Here is a 16874-nt window from a genome sequence, read left to right as displayed (position 1 = left end):
ATGAGCACGTACCGGGACTTCACGCTCGCCCACCGGGGGGCGGCGCGGGGCACCGTCCTGCGGACCGTCGGGACCCGTGAGCGCAGGTCGCTGCTGACCGCCCCGCGCGTCCCGACCGTCGGGATCGACATCGGCGGCACGAAGGTGATGGCCGGCGTCGTGGACGCCGACGGGGTCATCCTGGAGAAGATCCGCGCCGAGACCCCCGACAAGTCCAAGAGCGCCAAGGTCGTCGAGGACACCATCGTCGAACTGGTGCTGGACCTCTCCGACCGGCACGACGTGCACGCGGTGGGCATCGGGGCCGCGGGCTGGGTCGACGCCGACCGCTCCCGCGTCCTGTTCGCCCCCCACCTCGCCTGGCGCGACGAGCCGCTGCGCGACGCCCTCCAGTCGAGGCTCGCGGTCCCGGTCATGGTCGACAACGATGCCAACACCGCCGCCTGGGCCGAGTGGCGCTTCGGCGCCGGCCGCGGCGAGGACCACCTGGTCATGATCACGCTGGGCACGGGCATCGGCGGCGCCATCCTCGAAGGCGGCCAGGTCAAGCGCGGCCGCTACGGGGTCGCCGGCGAATTCGGCCACATGCAGGTCGTCCCCGGCGGCCACCGCTGCCCCTGCGGCAACCGAGGCTGCTGGGAGCAGTACAGCTCCGGCAACGCCCTGGTCCGCGAGGCGCGCGAGCTGGCCGCCGCCGACTCCCCGGTCGCGTACAACATCATCGCCCGGGTCGGCGGCAACGTCGCGGAGATCACCGGACCGCTGATCACCGAGCTGGCCCGCGAGGGCGACGCCATGTGCGTCGAGCTCCTCCAGGACATCGGCCAGTGGCTGGGCGTCGGCATCGCCAACCTCGCCGCCGCCCTCGACCCGTCCTGCTTCGTCATCGGCGGCGGTGTCAGCGCCGCCGACGACCTCCTCATCGGCCCCGCCCGCGACGCGTTCCGGCGCCACCTCACCGGCCGGGGCTACCGCCCCGAGGCACGCATCGCCAAGGCGCAGCTCGGCCCCGAGGCCGGCATGGTCGGCGCCGCCGACCTCGCCCGGCTCGTCGCCCGCCGCTTCCGCCGCGCCACGCGCCGGCGCGTCGAGCGCCACGAGCGCTACGCGCAGCTGGGCCGGCGCACCGCCGCCACGGACGCCCCGGACGCCAAGGACGCAGGACAGCCGTGACACCGCCCTCCCTGCCCCGCCAGGCCCCGTCCCCCGAGGCGGACGGCACGCCCCCGCCGGCCTCCGAGGACCGCAGACACGTGGTCCGGCGCCGCTGGATCACCGCGATCATCATCCTGCTGCTCGTCGGGGTCCCGGCGGGCTACCTCGCCGTCTCCGCCCAGCAGAGCCGCCAGAGCGGCCGCGACAAGGCCGCGAAGGTCGGCGCCGTCAAGGTCCGCGAGGCCTGGCCCTCCAAGGTGCAGCGCAGCATCTACGAGGTGCCCATCCCGATGATGGCCTCCCTGGTCGGGTACCTGGAGACCAACAACTGGCACACCAGCCGGCTGTACGTCCAGTTCGGCGTGACGCCGCAGGAGCTCGACACCTTCCTCGCCGACGTCGGCACCAGCCGCGAGGCGCTCACCCCCGGGGTGTCGATCTCCGCGCACGACGCGGGCGTCGCCGGCTGGAGCTGGAGCCCGAAGCACCGCTGGTACGGGGTCACGCTGGACGCGAAGGAACCCCGCCCCACCCGGGACGTCACCGTCGACCTCACCAACCCGGCGAACCCCCGGGTCTACGTCGTCTCCACCGCGATCCCGTAGGGGGGCGCCCGCGGCCGATAGCCTGGGATCATGAAGCTCACCAAGCGGCTGCACTCCTGCGTCCAGTTGGAGAAGGACGGGCGCACGCTCGTCGTCGACCCGGGCGCCTTCAGCGAACCCGACGCGGGCCTCGGGGCGGACGTCCTGCTGGTCACGCACGAGCACCCCGACCACTTCGAGGAGGGCCGGCTGCGGGCCGCGCTCGACGCGAACCCCGGCGCGGAGCTGTGGACCCTGCGCAGCGTCGCCGAGAAGCTCGCCCCGGCCTACCCGGGCCGCGTGCACACCGTGGGACACGGCGACGCGTTCGCGACCGCCGGGTTCGAGATCCAGGTGCACGGAGAACTGCACGCGGTGATCCACCCGGACATCCCGCGCGTCACCAACGTCGGCTACCTCGTGGACGGCTCGCTCTTCCACCCCGGGGACGCGCTGACCGTGCCCGGCGTGCCCGTCGAGACGCTGATGATCCCGGTGCACGCCCCCTGGAACAAGATCGCCGAGGTGATCGACTACGTCCGTGAGGTCAAGCCCCGCCAGACCGTCGACATCCACGACGCCTACCTCTCCGACATCGCCCGGCCCGTCTACGACACGGCCCTGAACGCCCTCTCCGGCGCCCCGCACGGCCGACTCACCGCCGGGGAGCACACCGACCTGTGACTGTCGGTGCTTGGCGGTAGGTTGGGACGCATGCGCATCGCCACGTACAACGTCAACTCGATCACCGCCCGGCTGCCGCGTCTGCTCGCCTGGCTGGAGAGCTCCGGCACGGATGTCCTGTGCATCCAGGAGACCAAGTGCTCGGCGGAGCAGTTCCCCGCCGACGCGCTGCGCGAGCTGGGATACGAGTCGGCCGTCCACGCCACCGGCCGGTGGAACGGCGTCGCCCTGCTCTCCAGGGTCGGCCTGGAGGACGTGGTGCGGGGCCTGCCGGACGGACCGGACTACGAGGGCGTGCAGGAACCCCGCGCCATCTCCGCCACCTGCGGCGGCGTCCGCGTCTGGTCGGTCTACGTACCCAACGGCCGCGAGGTCGAGCACGACCACTACGGCTACAAGCTGAACTGGTTCGGCGCCCTCACCACCGCCATCGCCGAAGACGCGGCCGGCCCGCGCCCGTTCGCCGTGCTCGGCGACTTCAACGTGGCGCCGACCGACGAGGACGTCTACGACCCGGCGGTCTTCGCCGGCCTCACGCACGTCACCCCCGCGGAGCGCGCCGCCCTGGAGGCCCTGCGGACCGCGGGCCTGTCCGACGTCTTCCCGCGCGCGCTCAAGTACGACCGTCCGTACACCTTCTGGGACTACCGGATGCTCGCCTTCCCCAAGAACAAGGGCATGCGCATCGACCTGGTCTACGGGAACCAGCCCTTCGTGAAGGCGGTCAAGGACGCGTACGTCGACCGTGAGGAGCGCAAGGGCAAGGGCGCCTCCGACCACGCCCCGGTCGTCGTCGACCTGGACGTCTGAGCACCCGGCCGGGATCCCGTGATCACCGGCCGGGCAGGCGCGCCCTGTGGCCAGCGGCCGTTCCTGGTGCCACGCTGGGCGGTATGCGTATCCCTTTCCTGGCCAACTGGCGGAACCGGCACGAGACGGAACAGGGTGCGGGACTCGCCGTCGCCCTCGCCGACGATCCCGAGGGCGTCGCCGAACTGTTCTCGGAGTGCGAGATGCTGCGGGCGCAGGCGAGGGCGGCCGGGCTCGAACTCGACGGGACCCCGGCCTCGTTGGAGGCGCTCGACCAGCTGATGCCGCGCTGGCGGCGCGATCCCGAGGCCGTGCCCTGGCTCGGCAACGACGCCGGCTTCTACCTCGGGACCGTGATCGTCCGGACCATCCCGGGCTCCGCCTGGCAGATCTGGCCGAACGGGCAGCCGGTGATCCGCCTCGCGTCCGGGCGCGAGCTGAACGTGGTCGAGTCGGGGGTGTCCTGGGCGATGACCGGATCGCCCGAGCTCAGCCAGGCCTACGCCGAGGCCTCCGAAGGCTGACCGGCCCGGTCTGCTTTATGTACCTTTTAGGCGTGTCGAGGGGAAGTCCCCTTCGGCGGCTGGATAGTTTGCGCTGACCTCGACACACCGACAAGTGGGCAGGGCAGCGTATGGCCGTCGATCCGTTGATCGAGCTGCGGGACGTCAACAAGCACTACGGGACGTTGCACGTCCTCCAGGACATCAACCTCACGGTCGGCCGCGGGGAGGTGGTGGTGATCATCGGCCCCTCCGGCTCCGGGAAATCGACCCTGTGCCGGACGATCAACCGGCTGGAGACCATCGAGTCGGGCACGATCCTCCTCGACGGCAAACCCCTCCCCGCCGAGGGCAAGGACCTGGCCGGGCTGCGGGCCGAGGTCGGGATGGTCTTCCAGTCCTTCAACCTGTTCGCGCACAAGACCGTCCTGGCCAACGTCTCGCTCGCGCAGATCAAGGTCAGGAAGCGCAAGCGGGACGAGGCCGACAAGCGCTCCCGGGAGCTCCTCGACCGGGTCGGCCTCGCCGACCAGGCCGACAAGTACCCCGCCCAGCTGTCCGGCGGCCAGCAGCAGCGCGTGGCCATCGCCCGCGCCCTGGCCATGAGCCCCAAGGCGCTGCTCTTCGACGAGCCCACCTCGGCACTCGACCCGGAGATGATCAACGAGGTGCTGGAGGTCATGCAGCAGCTCGCCGCCGAGGGCATGACGATGGTCGTGGTCACCCACGAGATGGGCTTCGCCCGTTCCGCGGCCAACCGCGTCGTCTTCATGGCCGACGGGAAGGTCGTCGAGGACCGCACCCCCGAGGAGTTCTTCACCGCTCCCGAGAGCGAGCGCGCCAAGGACTTCCTCTCCAAGATCCTCAAGCACTGAGGGGGCGGCCCGATGAAGCACGTCCGCGCCCTCGGCGCCCTCCTCCTGGTCCTGCTCCTCGCCACCGCCGGCTGCGGCAAGCCCGGCAGCCCCCCGGTCAAGGGCCCGCAGCCCGAGGACCTGCCCGTCTACAAGGTCGCCACCGGCTTCGAGCTGCCCGGCTCCCGCACCTGGCAGCGGGCCAAGAAGCGCGGCCGCCTCGTGGTCGGCGTCAAGGAGGACCAGCCGTACATGGGCGAGAAGGACCCCGCCAGCGGTCGCTACTCCGGATTCGACATCGAGATCGCCAAGATGATGGCGGCCTCCCTCGGCTTCGACCCGAAGCAGATCGAGTTCAAGACGATCGCCTCCGCCAACCGCGAGACGGCCCTCCAGAACGGCCAGATCGACTACTACGTGGGCACCTACACGATCAACGACAACCGCAAGAAGCAGGTCGGCTTCGCCGGACCCTACTTCATGGCCGGCCAGTCCCTCCTGGTCCGCAAGGACGAGAAGGACATCAAGGGCCCCGAGGACCTGGCGGGCAAGAAGGTCTGCTCGGCCGCCGGATCCACCCCCTACCAGCGGCTCCAGAAGGAGTACCCGAAGGCCGTCCTCGTCGCCTACGACACCTACTCGGTCTGCGTGGACAACCTGCTGACCTACCAGGTCGACGCCGTCTCCACCGACGACTCCATCCTGCTGGGCTACGCGGCCAAGGTCCCCGAGGAACTCAAGGTGGTCGGCAAACCCTTCTCCGAGGAGCCCTACGGCATCGGCGTCCCGCGCGGCGACAACGCGCTGCGCCTCGCCCTCGACGACGCCCTGGAGGCGCACGAGAAGAACGGCGACTGGAAGAAGGCCTACGAGGCCACGCTCGGCCTGTCCGGCCAGCCCGCCCCCACACCGCCCGCCATCGACCGCTACCCGGCGGGCTGAGGGGAGAGCGCACCGCCATGAACGTACTCACCGACAACTTCGCCCTCTACGGCAAGGGCTTCCTCGGCACCGTCCAGCTCACGGTCTACGCCTCCCTCCTCGCCCTGGTCCTGGGCTTCCTCATGGCCTCCTTCCGGGTCGCGCCCGTCGGCTCCTTCCGGGTCTTCGGCACCGTCTGGGTGACCGTGCTGCGCAACACCCCGCTCACCCTCCTCTTCTTCGCCGTGCTGCTGGGCCTGCCGCGCTTCGGGATCGTCCTGCCCTTCCAGGTGTTCGCCGTCCTCGCGCTCGGCTGCTACACCTCCGCCTTCATCTGCGAGGTGCTCCGCTCCGGCATCAACACCGTGCCCAAGGGGCAGGGCGAGGCGGCCCGCAGCCTCGGCATGTCCTTCGGGCAGACCCTGGGCGACGTGGTCCTCCCGCAGGCCTTCCGCTCCGTCATCCCGCCCATCGGCTCCACGCTGATCGCCCTCGCCAAGAACTCGGCGATCGCCGGGGCCTTCAGCGTCAACGAACTGCTGGGCACCTACAAGACCCTCAACGAGCTGGGCTACAGCATCATCTGGACCTTCATCTGGATCGCCGTGGGGTACCTGATCATCACCCTGTCCATCAGCGCGCTCTTCCACGTGCTGGAGAAGCGCTACGGAGTCGCCCGATGACCGCCCACGCGCTGCACGGAGACGTGGAGTCCACCGCCCTCTACGACATCCCCGGCCCCCGCGCCCGGCGCCGGCACCTGCTCTACGGGATCGCCTCGACGGCGCTCATCCTCGGACTGCTGGCCTGGATCCTCTACCTGCTCTTCGACACCGACCAGTTCACCGCCGCCAAGTGGAACCCCTTCACCTACGAGGGGATCCAGGAACTCCTGCTCAGGGGCCTGGGCAACACCCTGAAGGCCTTCGTCTACGCCTCGGTGCTCTCCCTCGTCCTCGGCGCGGTCCTCGCCTGCGGCCGGCTCTCGGTGCACCGGCCCCTGCGCTGGCTCGCGACGCTGTGCGTGGAGTTCTTCCGCGCGATGCCGGTCCTCGTGATGATCTTCTTCATCTTCGTCGCGCTGAAGGTCCAGCCCCTGCCCGCGCTGGTCGCCGGGCTGACCCTGTACAACGGGTCGGTCCTGGCCGAGGTCTTCCGTACGGGCATCAACGCGGTGGACAAGGGGCAGCGCGAGGCGGCGTACGCGCTCGGCATGCGCAAGACGCAGGTCATGACCCACGTCCTCGCCCCGCAGGCCGTCCGGGCCATGCTGCCCACGATCATCAGCCAGCTCGTCGTGGCACTGAAGGACACCTCGCTGGGCTACCTGATCACCTACGAGGAGTTCCTGCACGCGGGCAAGCTGATCGCCTCCAACCTGGACTACGACCTGCCGTTCATCCCCGTCGTGATGATCATCTCCCCGATCTACATCGGCATGTGCATGCTGCTGTCCTGGTTCGCGACCTGGGTGGCCCGGCGCGAGCGCCGCAACCCCAAGACCGAGGCGGTCACCCTCCCGGACGCGGAACCGGGAGGGGTGCTGCCGGGGAGGTAGCGGCGCGCGGGGCACCTGCCCCTCCCCGGCCGCGGCCGTGGATCACTGCTCGCGCAGCGGCACCGAGACGTAGCTGGGATCGGTGCGCGGCGAGGAGAAGGTCAGCTGCGCGCCGGTGGGGTTGTGCTCGATGTACAGCGGGTCGACGGTGTCGACGACAAGCGCGAGCCGGTGGCCCTCGGGTACGTCGTAGGCGGTGGAGAAGAGTTCCAGGTCCACGCCGAACGACTGCCCGGGGGTCTTCCCGTGGAAGGTGTACGGGGCGTTGCTGACCAGCTTGCCGAGGCCGAGCGGGCCGACGTCGTAGAGGTAGGCGACGAAGGTGCCGTCGCCCTTGGTGGGCGTCACGGTGGTGTGGAGCTTCACGGTGCCGCGGACGCGGCGCTCCTCGTCGTAGCGCTGCGACTGCCAGATGGCGGCGAAGGAGCGGGGGAGCAGCGGGATGGAAGCCACCGGCGGCGTCTTCAGGAACTGGTCGAGGAGGTTGGACAGCAGCACGACGCCGCCGTTGGCGCCGGAGTCCACGTTGGCGAAGACGTGTTCGCTGTCGGAGAGCGCGATCCGCTCGGTGCCGCCGGAGCCGACCGACTTCCAGTCGGCGTAGCCCTCGTAGCCCCCGGTGCTGCGGGACTTGATCTGGACGGGGGCCTCGGTGTCGATGCCGTTGCGTTCGCCCTTGAGGTAGCGGTCGAACCACCGGTGGGCGCTGGTCCAGGTGTCGTTGGGCAGGCCGAGCAGTCCGGTGGCCTCGGCGGTGGCGTGGTCCCCGGGCCGGAACTCCAGGCGCTTGGGTCCGGTCAGCTTCTCGTAGAAGGCCGCGTACTGGTTGGGCGGGAAGATGGTGTCGCCCCAGGCGTTGCCGAGCATGACCGCCGCCCCGTTGGCGTTGATCCGGTCGACCTGCTCGGAGGCGGACCGCTTGCGGCCCCAGTCGATCATCTGCTGTTCCTTGTCCAGCTTCGAGCCGAGGAAGTCGCCGAGTACCTGCCGGAGTTCGGCGCCCGGGCGGCCGGTGACGGCGCCGGCGGCGCCGAGCAGACCGGCGGCCTGGACGTGCTGGGTGCGCCCGGAGTAGATGGACTCGATGAGGTCGGCCCAGCCGCTGAGCGCGACGACGGCCTTGACGCGCGGGTCGTGCGCGGAGGCCAGCAGGCTGATGCCGGCCCCGTACGAGACCCCGCCCAGGCCGATGCGCGCGGGGTCGGCGGGGGTCTTGGCGAGGGCCCAGTCGATGACGGCGGAGACGTCGGCGACGTCCGCCGGGCCGGCCGTCTCGATCTCGCCGCCCGAGAGCCAGAAGCCGCGCGAGGTGTAACCGACCACCACGTAGCCGGAGTCGGCGAGCTTGCGGGCCTGGGCGATGTATTCGATCTGCGGCATGCCCCAGCTCGTGGGCAGCACGATCAGCGGGTAGGTGCGGCCCGCCACGGCGCCCGCGGGGGTGAAGACGTTGCCCTTGAGGGTGATGCCGCCGGAGCCCGGAATGTCGTGGAAGCGCAGTTCCGGCGAGGCGGCGGCGGTCGAGGTGTGCGCGGCTGCGGGTGCCGCCTGGGCCTGGTGGGGGGCCAGGCCCAGGGCGGCTGCCGCGAGCAGGGTCGCCACGGTCGCTGCGGTGGTGGTGCGGACTGGCATCGGTCGCTCCTCACGTGCGCCGGTGTCAAAGTGACCCGACGGTAACGGGAGGGGCTTACTCGGGGTAACCCGTGAGTAAGTTACGTGGTGGTAACAATTGAACAAGAGTCAGCACCACGGCGGTTTGCGTCACGGCGGCCAGTGCCACGGCGGCCAGTGCCACGTCGGTCAGTGCCGCGGCGGCCGGCGCCCGCGCCGGGGTCAGCCGTTCTGCGCGCCGCCGCCCAGGGCGCTCTTGGCCTTCCAGGCGTCCCAGGACAGGTTCCACTCGCCGTAGCCGTTGCCGATCTCGGCGTTGCCCTTCGACCCCTTGCCGACGACCTCGAAGGGGTCGCCGGGCTGCACCTGCTCGTAGAGGGACTTCGCGTTGGCGTCGCTCATGCCCACGCAGCCGGAACTGCTGTTGGCGTTGCCGAAGTTGCCGGAGTTCCACGGCGCGGCGTGCGCGTACATGCCCGACCAGGTCAGCCGCATGGAGAAGTCGACCATCTTGTCGTAGGAGTCGCCCAGGCCCACCGTCCGCGAATCCATCCGGATGGTGCCCTCCTTCGCCATCAGCACCATTTTCCCGGACCAGGAGGCCTTGTCGCCGCCGGGAGTTCCCGCCGAGACGGGGATCGTCCTGACCGTCTGGCCGCCCTCGGTGACCGACAGCTTCTTGGTGTCGAGGCTGACCTCGATCCGGCGGTCCTTGCCTATCTTGAACTCGGTGTTGTAGTCGCGGGCGAAGAGCCCGCCGCCCTGTCCGGAGTCCACGCCGTTCAGGTTCATCTCGACCTTCACGTCGGTGCCGGACTTCCAGTAGTCCTTCGGCCGCCAGTCCACCCGGTCCTTGCCGGAGTAGTCCTTGAACCAGCCCCAGGAGCCCTCGGTGTTGTCCGAGGAGGTCACCTTCAGCTGCTTCTCCACCTCGGCCTTGTTCTTCACCGGGTTGTCGAAGACGAGCGAGACGGGCATCGCGACGCCCACCGTGCTGCCCTTGGGGATGTTGATCGAGACCTTGTTGACCTTGTCCGCCGCAGAGGTCTTGAACTGGGCGTTCGCGTTCTGGCTGTCGGTGTTCTGCGCCTCGACCTTGTAGTCGGTGCCCGGCGAGGCGTTGCGCTCCGAGGTCCAGCTCTTGCTGTCGGCGGATATCCGGCCGGGCAGTTCCCCGCCCTTGCCGTCCGTCACCTTCACCTGCGCGAGCTTGCCCTCGGCGAGGGTCACGGTGACGGGCTCGCCCGCCTTGACCTGATCGCCCGTGAGGTTCACCGCGATCGCCATGGCCGGCTTCTGCTTCATCTCCGCGTTGCCGGTCCCGCTCCCGCCGGCGTCCGAACCGCCCCCGCAGGCGGTCAGCGCGGCGGCCAGGAGTGCGGTGCCCGCCAGCGTGGCGTGACGGCCCCGGCGCGGCAGTGCGGTACGGCGTGTGCGGCTCAACGGATTCCCCTCCGAAAATAATGATCGTCGTAAGCAAGGAGCGAACGGGGCGCCGTCGGGTTGCGCGTTTTGCGGAAAATATCCGGAGGATTTTTTCCGGTACGTCACCCGCTCCCTCCCGGCGGCAGGTCAGGGCCCTTCGTCCGGGAATCAGGGCCGAAAGGCCCTACCCGGAGCCCGACTTCACCGGCAAGGTGCCGCGTACGCTCCGACCTGCGGCAGGTGCATGCCAGATACACGGGGTACCCTCCAGACTTCGCCCGCCCGACGCCAGCCCGTCGGGCCGCACCGAACGGGAGACCCCGATGACCGCCACCGGAACGAGTCCGGCCGCGGCCCCCGCCGACGCACAGGCCCCCGACGCGCAGGCCCCCGCGAAGAGCGGGTCGGTCCTGCGCAGCGGCGCGCTCATGGCCGCCGGCTCGGTCGTCTCCCGCGCCACCGGCTTCGTCCGCTCCGCGGTCGTCGTCGCCGCCCTCGGCATCGGAATCCTCGGCGACTCCTACGCCGTCGCCAACACCGTCCCCAACATCCTGTACATGCTGCTCGTCGGCGGCGCCCTCAACGCCGTCTTCGTCCCGGAGCTGGTGCGCGCCGCCAGGGAACACGCGGACGGCGGCGCCGCCTACACCGACCGGCTGCTCACCGCCTGCACCGCGGCGCTCCTCCTGCTCACCGCCCTCGCGGTCCTCGCCGCCCCGGCCATCATCGGCGCGTACACCCCCTACAGCGGGGACCAGCTGAGCACCACCGTCGCCCTGGCCCGGTTCTGCCTCCCGCAGATCCTCTTCTACGGCCTGTTCACCCTGCTCGGCCAGGTGCTGAACGCCCGCGGCCGCTTCGGCGCGATGATGTGGACCCCGGTCCTCAACAACCTCGTCGTCATCGGCGTCTTCGGGCTCTTCCTCCACCTCTCCCACGGCGACGCCGACGGCCTCACCGCCGCCGACGCCCGACTCCTCGGGATCGGCACCACCGCCGGCATCGTCGTCCAGGCCCTCGCCCTGATCCCCTCGCTGCGCTCCGCCGGCTTCCGCTGGCGCCCCCGCTTCGACTGGCGCGGCAGCGGCCTCGCCCGCCCCCTGCGCAACGCCGGCTGGCTCGTCCTGCTGGTCCTCACCAACCAGATCGCCTACTGGGTGGTGACCCGCCTGTCCACCACCGCCGGAGACCTCGCGGGCCACGACGGCATGGGCTACACCGCCTACAGCAACGCCTACCAGCTGTGGGTCGTCCCGCAGGGCATCATCACCGTCTCCCTCGTCACCGCCCTCACTCCCCGCATGGCGGCCGCGGCGACCGAGGGCGACCGCGCGTCGGTCCGCCGGGACGTCTCGTACGCGCTGCGCTCCAGCGCCGCCCTCGTGGTGCCCGCCGCCACCGCCTTCGCGGTCCTCGCCCCGTGGCTGATGGGCAGCGTCTTCGGGTACGGACGCACCGCCCCCGCCGACATCGAGGCCATGGCCGGCATCCTGATCGCCTTCGCGCCCGGCCTCGTCGCCTTCTCCGGCCAGTACGTGCTCTCCCGCGCCTTCTACGCCCTGTCCGACACCCGCACCCCCTTCCTCCTCAACCTGGTCATCGCCGGGCTGAACGCCGCCCTGTCGGCCGCCGCGTTCTTCCTGCTCTCCCCGCGCTGGGCGGTCACCGGCATGGCGGCCGCCTCCACGATCGCCTACACCGTCGGCGCCGCCGTGACCGCGTACGCCCTCGCCCGCCGGCTCGGCCCGCGCCCCGGGACCCGTACCGGCCGGACCTCTACGGCCGCGGGCACCCACCTGCGGCTGCTCGCCGCCTGCCTGCCCGCGGGCGCCGCCGGGTACGCCGCCGCCCGTGCCGCCGACCGGTTCGGGGACGTCGCCGCCGCCGGAGCGGGAACCGTCGCGATCCTGCTGGTCGTCGTTGTCCTCGCCGGGCCGCTGCGCCTGACGGAGATCACCGACCTGCTGACCTCCCTGCGGCGCCGAACCGGCCGTTAGCGGGAGGAAGGCCACCGATACTTCTGGGGATACTGGCCGGATGCCACGCGTACTGCTGATCGAGGACGACCCTTCCATCCGGGAAGGCGTGGGACTCGGGCTGCGCCGCCGCGGCCACGAGGTGAGCGCCGCCGGGACCGGCGAGGAGGGGCTCGCCCTGATGGCGGGCTTCCACCCCGAACTCGTCCTGCTCGACCTCATGCTCCCCGGCATCAACGGCGTCCAGGTCTGCCGCCGGATCCGCGAGACCAGCGAGGTGCCGATCATCATGCTCACCGCGCGCGGCGACGACTTCGACATCGTCGTCGGCCTGGAAGCGGGCGCCGACGACTACATCGTCAAACCCGCCCGCACCGAGATCATCGAAGCCCGCATCAAGGCGGTGCTCCGCCGCCTCGGCGACCCGGGCGGCCGCCCCGGCGTGGAGCAGCACGGAGAGCTGGCCGTCGACCGGGCCGGGCTGACCGTCGCCAAGAACGGCGAACGCGTCGCCCTCGCCCCCAGCGAGATCAAACTGCTGCTCCACCTCAGCGCCTCGCCCGAGCAGGTCTTCTCCCGCCAGCAGCTGCTGGAGTACGTGTGGGAGCACAGTTACCACGCCGACGCCCGGCTCGTGGACGCCTGCGTACGCCGCCTCCGCAACAAGATCGAGGACCCCGACGGGAGCCCCCGCTACATACAGACGGTGCGGGGCTTCGGCTACCGCTTCGGACCGCTGTAGCCGGCCGTGCGCCACCTCGCCCCCCTCGGACTGCGCACCCGCCTGATCGCCGCGTTCCTCCTCGTCGCCGCGATCAGCGCGGTGAGCACGGCCGCCCTCACCTACCAGAAGGCGCGCACGGCGATCCTCACCCAGAGTCAGGACACCGCCGTCAGCACCCTGCGCGACCAGCTGGAGGGCCAGACCCTCGCACTGCCGGTGGAACAGCACCAGCTCCAGCGCCTGGTCAACGAGATCGGCAAACGCGGCAAACCGCACCCCTGGGTGGTGTTCGGCGAGTACGGCACCCTGCGCGCCTCCTCCAACGTCACCCCCGCCACCTCCGCGGTCCTCACCGACCGGCTCCGCCGGCAGGTCGCCGCCCACCCCCACGGAGCCTTCCAGCGCGTCCAGGACGCCCGGGGCGAGACCTACCTCACCATCGGCATGCCCGCCGTCTTCTCCCCGGCCGGCGCCTCCGACCGGCCCACCGGCGTCGTCCTCTACGCCGTCATGCCGCTGAACGCCGAGGAACAGACCGTGGACGCCATGGTCGAGGCCGCCCGGCAGGGCGCCCTCCCGGGCCTCGCCATCGCCGTCGTCCCCGCCCTGCTCGCCGCCCGCAGCGTCCTGCGGCCCGTACGGGACATGCGGCGCGCCGCCACACACCTCGGCCGCGGCCGCCTGGACACCCGCATCGAGGTCCGCGGCTCCGACGAACTCGCCGGCCTCGCCCGCACCTTCAACGAGACCGCCCGCGCCCTGGAGGAATCCGTCGCCGAGCTCCGCGAGGCCGAGGTCCGGGCCCGCCGCTTCGCCTCCGACGTCTCCCACGAACTGCGCACCCCCCTCGCCGGGATGCTCGCCGTCACCGAGGTGCTCGACGAGGACGCCGGACAGCTCGACCCCGACACCGCCAAAGCCCTGCGGCTGATCAGCGCCGAGACCGGGAAACTGGCCGTGCTCGTCGAGGACCTGATGGAGATCTCCCGCTTCGACGCCCGCGCCGCCGGACTCAACCTCGACGACGTCGACATCGCCGAAGCCGTCGGCAAGACCCTGGAACGCCGCCACTGGGACGACGGCCGGGTGACCGCCGACCTCCCCGAGGGCATCCGCGCCCGCCTCGACCCCCGCCGCTTCGACGTGATCCTCGCCAACCTCGTCGGCAACGCGCTGCGGCACGGCTCCGCACCCGTGAGGATCTCCGTCCGCACCCGTCCCCGCCCCGACGGGGAACGCCTGCTGATCGAGGTCACCGACAGCGGGCCCGGCATCGTCGCCGAGGTGCTGCCGCACATCTTCGACCGGTTCTTCAAGGCCGACTCCGCCCGCACCCGCTCCGCCGGAAGCGGCCTCGGCCTCGCCATCACCCTGGAGAACGTCCGCCTCCACGGCGGCACCCTGAGCGCCGCCAACGCCCCCGCCGGCGGAGCCGTGTTCACCCTCGACATGCCCCTGGAGGCCACCGCGTGACCCGCCCGCCCGTTCCCGGCCCCCGGGCGGCCGCCGCCGTGGCCGCCGCGGCCCTGACGGCAGCCCTGCTGCTCACGGCCTGCGGGATCGCCCCCACCGGGGTCGTCGAGAGCGGCGCGGCCGCCCGCGTGGCCGTCGCCGCGCCCAGCCGCGGTTCGGTCGCCTACTTCGTCGGCCCCGACGGGAGCCTCGTCCCCTCACCGCAGCCCAAGTACACGCCCAGCGCCCCCCAGGGCAGCGTCGTCGGACTGCTCCGCGGCCCCGGCCGCACCGAACTACAGGCCGGGCTCGGCACCCGGCTCCCCGCCGTCGAGGGCCAGGACCTCGCCGCCGTGTCCGTCGTCTTCACCTCCGACGACCGGCTCGACGTACGCCTCCCCTTCCCGGTCGCCGGCCTGGACGCCCTCGCCCGCAGCCAGCTCGTGTGCAGCGCCACCTCCACCCTCGACCCGGGCTACGAGGCCGTCCTCCACGGCCCGGACGCCAGCCTGGAACCCGAACCCTGCGACCCCGCTCACTGACGCGGACCCTTGCGGGCGCCCCGCCCGGCCGCCACCGTGTGGACCATGGAACGCGCCGCCGACGTCCCCGACGTCTTCGACCCCCGCGTCTACGCCGAGGGCATCCCGCACGAGCGCTACCGGCTGTTGCGCGACCGGCACCCCGTCGCCTGGCAGACCGAGCCCGAGATCCGGGGCTGGCCGGCCGGACCCGGCTTCTGGGCCGTCACCCGGCACGCCGACGTCGTCCGTGTCCTGCGTGACCACGGCACCTACTCCTCCTGGGCCGGCGCCACCCAGATCCGCGACCCCGACCCGGCCGACCTGCCGTTCCTGCGGAGCACCATGCTCAACCAGGACCCGCCCGGACACGGCAGGCTCCGCCGTCTGGTCGCCCGTGCCTTCACCCCCGCCCGCGTCGACGCCTTCGCCGCCCGGACCCGCGACCGCGCCCGTACGCTCCTGGCCGCCGCCCGGGACCGCGCCGAGGACGGCAGCACCGACCTGGTCTCCGCCGTCACCGACGAGTACGCCCTGCTGAACCTCACCGACCTGCTGGGCGTCCCGCCCGCCGACCGGGCCCTGCTGCTGGAGTGGACCGTACGGATCATCGGCTACCAGGACCCCGACGACGCCCCCGAACCCGTCCTCGGCCCCGACGGCACCCCGCTGAACCCGCGCTCCCCGGCCCTGCTCGGCGAGATGTTCGGCTACGCCCGGGAACTGGCCGCGCACAAACGCGCCCACCCCGGCGAAGACGTGATGACCGTCCTCGCGCAGGCCGGGCTGGCGCCGGCCGAACTGGAGATGTTCTTCTTCCTGCTGACCGTCGCGGGCAACGACACCGTACGCAGCGCCGCCCCCGGAGGCCTCCTGGCCCTGGCCCGCCACCCCGACGCCTACCGCCGCCTCGCCGACGGCAGCGCCCCGCCGGACCGGGTCGTCGACGAGCTCCTGCGCGTCCACCCGCCCGTGCTCAGCTTCCGCCGGACCGCCGCCCGCGACACCGTCCTCGCCGGCACCCGCATCCGCGCGGGGGACAAGGTGGTGGTGTTCCACGCCTCCGCCAACCACGACGAACGGGCCTTCGCCGACCCGGACCGCCTCGACCCGGCCCGTACGCCCAACCCGCACGTCTCCTTCGGCGACGGCCCGCACGTCTGCCTGGGCGCCCACTTCGCCCGGCTCCAGCTCCGCACCCTTTACGAGGAGTGGCGCACCGCCCTGCCCGCGCCCGAACTGGCGGGCCCGCCGCGCCGGCTGGTCTCGAACTTCATCAACGGGATCACGCGGCTTCCGCTACGGGTGTCAGGGCCGCCCGCGTGACGTCGGCGGCCAGCTCCGTCACGTCCGGGCCGTAGGCATCGGAGTTGACGACCTTCAGCACGAGGCAGAAGGGTTCCCGGCCGTGGGTGCGGGCCAGCCGCACGTGCTCCCGGGCCAGGTAGCGGGCGGCGGCCTGGTTGCTGACGGCGGTCTGTCCCGACAGCAGGAACACCGGCCGGGTGGCGCGCCCGCCGGCCAGCCGGGCCAGCAGCACGTACTCCACCAGGCCCGCTTCCCACCGGTACGTCTCCCCGCCCACCCGGATGGCCCCGCGGTCCGGACCCGGTTCTTCGGAGGTGACGACCCGCACCCCCGGGAGCATGGAGGCCAGATGGGCCGTCGTACGGGTGTTGGAGGCGGGCCCGCCGACACAGAACTCGGCCCGCTCGCCGAAGCCCTGACGGGCCGTGTCGTGCGGGACGATCTGCACGGTCGCCCCGCAGTCCTTGATCAGGGCGGATATCTCCAGCAGCGCGAAGGCGTCGTTGCGGTGCAGCGAGGAATCCTTGCCGCCCATCTGCCGGTTGACCACGAACAGGCAGTCGGACCCCGTCGGCAGCCCGAGGAAGGCCTGCTTGCGGCGCAGGGCGCGGCGCCACAGGTAGGTCCGGGCGGACCAGCCGAACCCGCCGCTGAGGGCGGTGGCCACCAGCCCGAGCACGATGTTGCGCACGTCGTCGTTCATGCGCCGGATGATAGACACCCCCGGGCGGGCCACCCGGAAGGGGCCGGGCGGAGCCGTCCCCTGACGGGGTGGCGGGGGGAGCGCT

Annotated in this window: 17 protein-coding genes; 14 read left to right on the top strand and 3 right to left on the bottom strand. The window is 71.7% G+C overall.

Annotated features, from left to right (window positions below; genetic code table 11):
- The 9 genes from AC07B0_RS28945 to AC07B0_RS28905 all read left to right on the top strand — a co-directional run bounded on the left by AC07B0_RS28945 (position 1) and on the right by AC07B0_RS28905 (position 7069).
- The gene (locus AC07B0_RS28945) at positions 1-1173 is read left to right on the top strand and encodes an ROK family glucokinase (RefSeq protein WP_469382344.1); all 1173 of its coding nucleotides are present in this window, start codon (positions 1-3) and stop codon (positions 1171-1173) included.
- Positions 1170-1760: a hypothetical protein gene (locus tag AC07B0_RS28940; protein WP_356876329.1), complete on the top strand. Its 591-nt coding sequence runs from the start codon at positions 1170-1172 to the stop codon at positions 1758-1760. The genes AC07B0_RS28945 and AC07B0_RS28940 overlap by 4 nt, the downstream gene beginning before the upstream one ends.
- 30 nt (positions 1761-1790) lie before the next feature.
- Positions 1791-2423, top strand: coding sequence for an MBL fold metallo-hydrolase (locus AC07B0_RS28935; RefSeq protein WP_469382345.1), 633 nt, complete (start codon positions 1791-1793; stop codon positions 2421-2423).
- A gap of 30 nt (positions 2424-2453) precedes the next feature.
- Positions 2454-3233 carry an exodeoxyribonuclease III gene (locus AC07B0_RS28930; RefSeq protein ID WP_356876325.1) on the top strand — a complete coding sequence of 260 codons (780 nt, stop codon included), beginning with the start codon at positions 2454-2456 and terminating at the stop codon, positions 3231-3233.
- An 83-nt stretch (positions 3234-3316) separates the two neighbouring features.
- Positions 3317-3757 carry a DUF6278 family protein gene (locus tag AC07B0_RS28925; protein WP_356876323.1) on the top strand — a complete coding sequence of 147 codons (441 nt, stop codon included), beginning with the start codon at positions 3317-3319 and terminating at the stop codon, positions 3755-3757.
- A 110-nt stretch (positions 3758-3867) separates the two neighbouring features.
- The gene (locus AC07B0_RS28920; RefSeq protein ID WP_356876321.1) at positions 3868-4611 is read left to right on the top strand and encodes an amino acid ABC transporter ATP-binding protein; all 744 of its coding nucleotides are present in this window, start codon (positions 3868-3870) and stop codon (positions 4609-4611) included.
- A 12-nt stretch (positions 4612-4623) separates the two neighbouring features.
- On the top strand, positions 4624-5532 hold the full coding sequence (locus AC07B0_RS28915; protein ID WP_356876319.1) for a glutamate ABC transporter substrate-binding protein: 909 nt from the start codon (positions 4624-4626) through the stop codon (positions 5530-5532).
- A 17-nt stretch (positions 5533-5549) separates the two neighbouring features.
- A complete protein-coding gene (locus AC07B0_RS28910; RefSeq protein ID WP_356876317.1) occupies positions 5550-6194 on the top strand; it encodes an amino acid ABC transporter permease in 645 nt (214 codons plus the stop codon).
- A complete protein-coding gene (locus AC07B0_RS28905; RefSeq protein ID WP_356876315.1) occupies positions 6191-7069 on the top strand; it encodes an amino acid ABC transporter permease in 879 nt (292 codons plus the stop codon). The genes AC07B0_RS28910 and AC07B0_RS28905 overlap by 4 nt, the downstream gene beginning before the upstream one ends.
- Before the next feature lie 42 nt (positions 7070-7111).
- Here AC07B0_RS28905 and AC07B0_RS28900 read toward each other — a convergent pair whose 3' ends face one another.
- Together AC07B0_RS28900 and AC07B0_RS28895 are read right to left on the bottom strand one after the other, a co-directional pair.
- Positions 7112-8701 carry an alpha/beta fold hydrolase gene (locus AC07B0_RS28900; RefSeq protein ID WP_478899226.1) on the bottom strand — a complete coding sequence of 530 codons (1590 nt, stop codon included), beginning with the start codon at positions 8699-8701 and terminating at the stop codon, positions 7112-7114.
- A 201-nt stretch (positions 8702-8902) separates the two neighbouring features.
- The gene (locus AC07B0_RS28895; protein WP_478899225.1) at positions 8903-10123 is read right to left on the bottom strand and encodes a L,D-transpeptidase; all 1221 of its coding nucleotides are present in this window, start codon (positions 10121-10123) and stop codon (positions 8903-8905) included.
- Between the two features lie 305 nt (positions 10124-10428).
- Between AC07B0_RS28895 and murJ the strand changes: the two genes are divergently transcribed.
- Genes murJ through AC07B0_RS28870 form a run of 5 tightly spaced genes read left to right on the top strand, consistent with a single transcriptional unit; the run spans position 10429 to position 16104 of the window.
- A complete protein-coding gene (gene murJ, locus AC07B0_RS28890) occupies positions 10429-12102 on the top strand; it encodes a murein biosynthesis integral membrane protein MurJ (RefSeq protein WP_478899223.1) in 1674 nt (557 codons plus the stop codon).
- A 40-nt stretch (positions 12103-12142) separates the two neighbouring features.
- Entirely contained in the window at positions 12143-12823 is a 681-nt protein-coding gene (locus AC07B0_RS28885; protein ID WP_356876307.1) for a response regulator transcription factor, read from the top strand.
- Between the two features lie 6 nt (positions 12824-12829).
- Positions 12830-14278: an ATP-binding protein gene (locus tag AC07B0_RS28880; RefSeq protein ID WP_478899221.1), complete on the top strand. Its 1449-nt coding sequence runs from the start codon at positions 12830-12832 to the stop codon at positions 14276-14278.
- Positions 14275-14799 (top strand): hypothetical protein, encoded by a 525-nt coding sequence (locus AC07B0_RS28875; protein WP_469382348.1) that lies wholly within the window; start codon positions 14275-14277, stop codon positions 14797-14799. Before AC07B0_RS28880 ends, AC07B0_RS28875 begins: the two co-directional genes overlap by 4 nt.
- A 45-nt stretch (positions 14800-14844) precedes the next feature.
- Positions 14845-16104 (top strand): cytochrome P450, encoded by a 1260-nt coding sequence (locus AC07B0_RS28870; RefSeq protein ID WP_356876301.1) that lies wholly within the window; start codon positions 14845-14847, stop codon positions 16102-16104.
- Here the strand turns inward: AC07B0_RS28870 and AC07B0_RS28865 are convergent.
- A complete protein-coding gene (locus tag AC07B0_RS28865; protein WP_356876299.1) occupies positions 16064-16789 on the bottom strand; it encodes a hypothetical protein in 726 nt (241 codons plus the stop codon). The genes AC07B0_RS28870 and AC07B0_RS28865 overlap by 41 nt on opposite strands.
- Positions 16790-16874 lie beyond the last annotated feature (85 nt).

Source organism: Streptomyces sp. NPDC044704 (genome assembly GCF_056433525.1).
This window is presented reverse-complemented; position numbering and strand designations above follow the sequence as displayed.

What these genes read in the sequence shown, in the direction of transcription:
- murJ (WP_478899223.1), top strand. Translation starts at nt 10,429, where the DNA reads ATGACCGCCACCGGAACGAGTCCGGCCGCGGCCCCCGCCGACGCACAG.
- AC07B0_RS28905 (WP_356876315.1), top strand. Translation starts at nt 6,191, where the DNA reads ATGACCGCCCACGCGCTGCACGGAGACGTGGAGTCCACCGCCCTCTAC.
- AC07B0_RS28935 (WP_469382345.1), top strand. Translation starts at nt 1,791, where the DNA reads ATGAAGCTCACCAAGCGGCTGCACTCCTGCGTCCAGTTGGAGAAGGAC.
- AC07B0_RS28920 (WP_356876321.1), top strand. Translation starts at nt 3,868, where the DNA reads ATGGCCGTCGATCCGTTGATCGAGCTGCGGGACGTCAACAAGCACTAC.
- AC07B0_RS28865 (WP_356876299.1), bottom strand. Translation starts at nt 16,789, where the DNA reads ATGAACGACGACGTGCGCAACATCGTGCTCGGGCTGGTGGCCACCGCC.
- AC07B0_RS28885 (WP_356876307.1), top strand. Translation starts at nt 12,143, where the DNA reads ATGCCACGCGTACTGCTGATCGAGGACGACCCTTCCATCCGGGAAGGC.
- AC07B0_RS28900 (WP_478899226.1), bottom strand. Translation starts at nt 8,701, where the DNA reads ATGCCAGTCCGCACCACCACCGCAGCGACCGTGGCGACCCTGCTCGCG.
- AC07B0_RS28870 (WP_356876301.1), top strand. Translation starts at nt 14,845, where the DNA reads ATGGAACGCGCCGCCGACGTCCCCGACGTCTTCGACCCCCGCGTCTAC.
- AC07B0_RS28945 (WP_469382344.1), top strand. Translation starts at nt 1, where the DNA reads ATGAGCACGTACCGGGACTTCACGCTCGCCCACCGGGGGGCGGCGCGG.
- AC07B0_RS28910 (WP_356876317.1), top strand. Translation starts at nt 5,550, where the DNA reads ATGAACGTACTCACCGACAACTTCGCCCTCTACGGCAAGGGCTTCCTC.
- AC07B0_RS28915 (WP_356876319.1), top strand. Translation starts at nt 4,624, where the DNA reads ATGAAGCACGTCCGCGCCCTCGGCGCCCTCCTCCTGGTCCTGCTCCTC.
- AC07B0_RS28930 (WP_356876325.1), top strand. Translation starts at nt 2,454, where the DNA reads ATGCGCATCGCCACGTACAACGTCAACTCGATCACCGCCCGGCTGCCG.
- AC07B0_RS28925 (WP_356876323.1), top strand. Translation starts at nt 3,317, where the DNA reads ATGCGTATCCCTTTCCTGGCCAACTGGCGGAACCGGCACGAGACGGAA.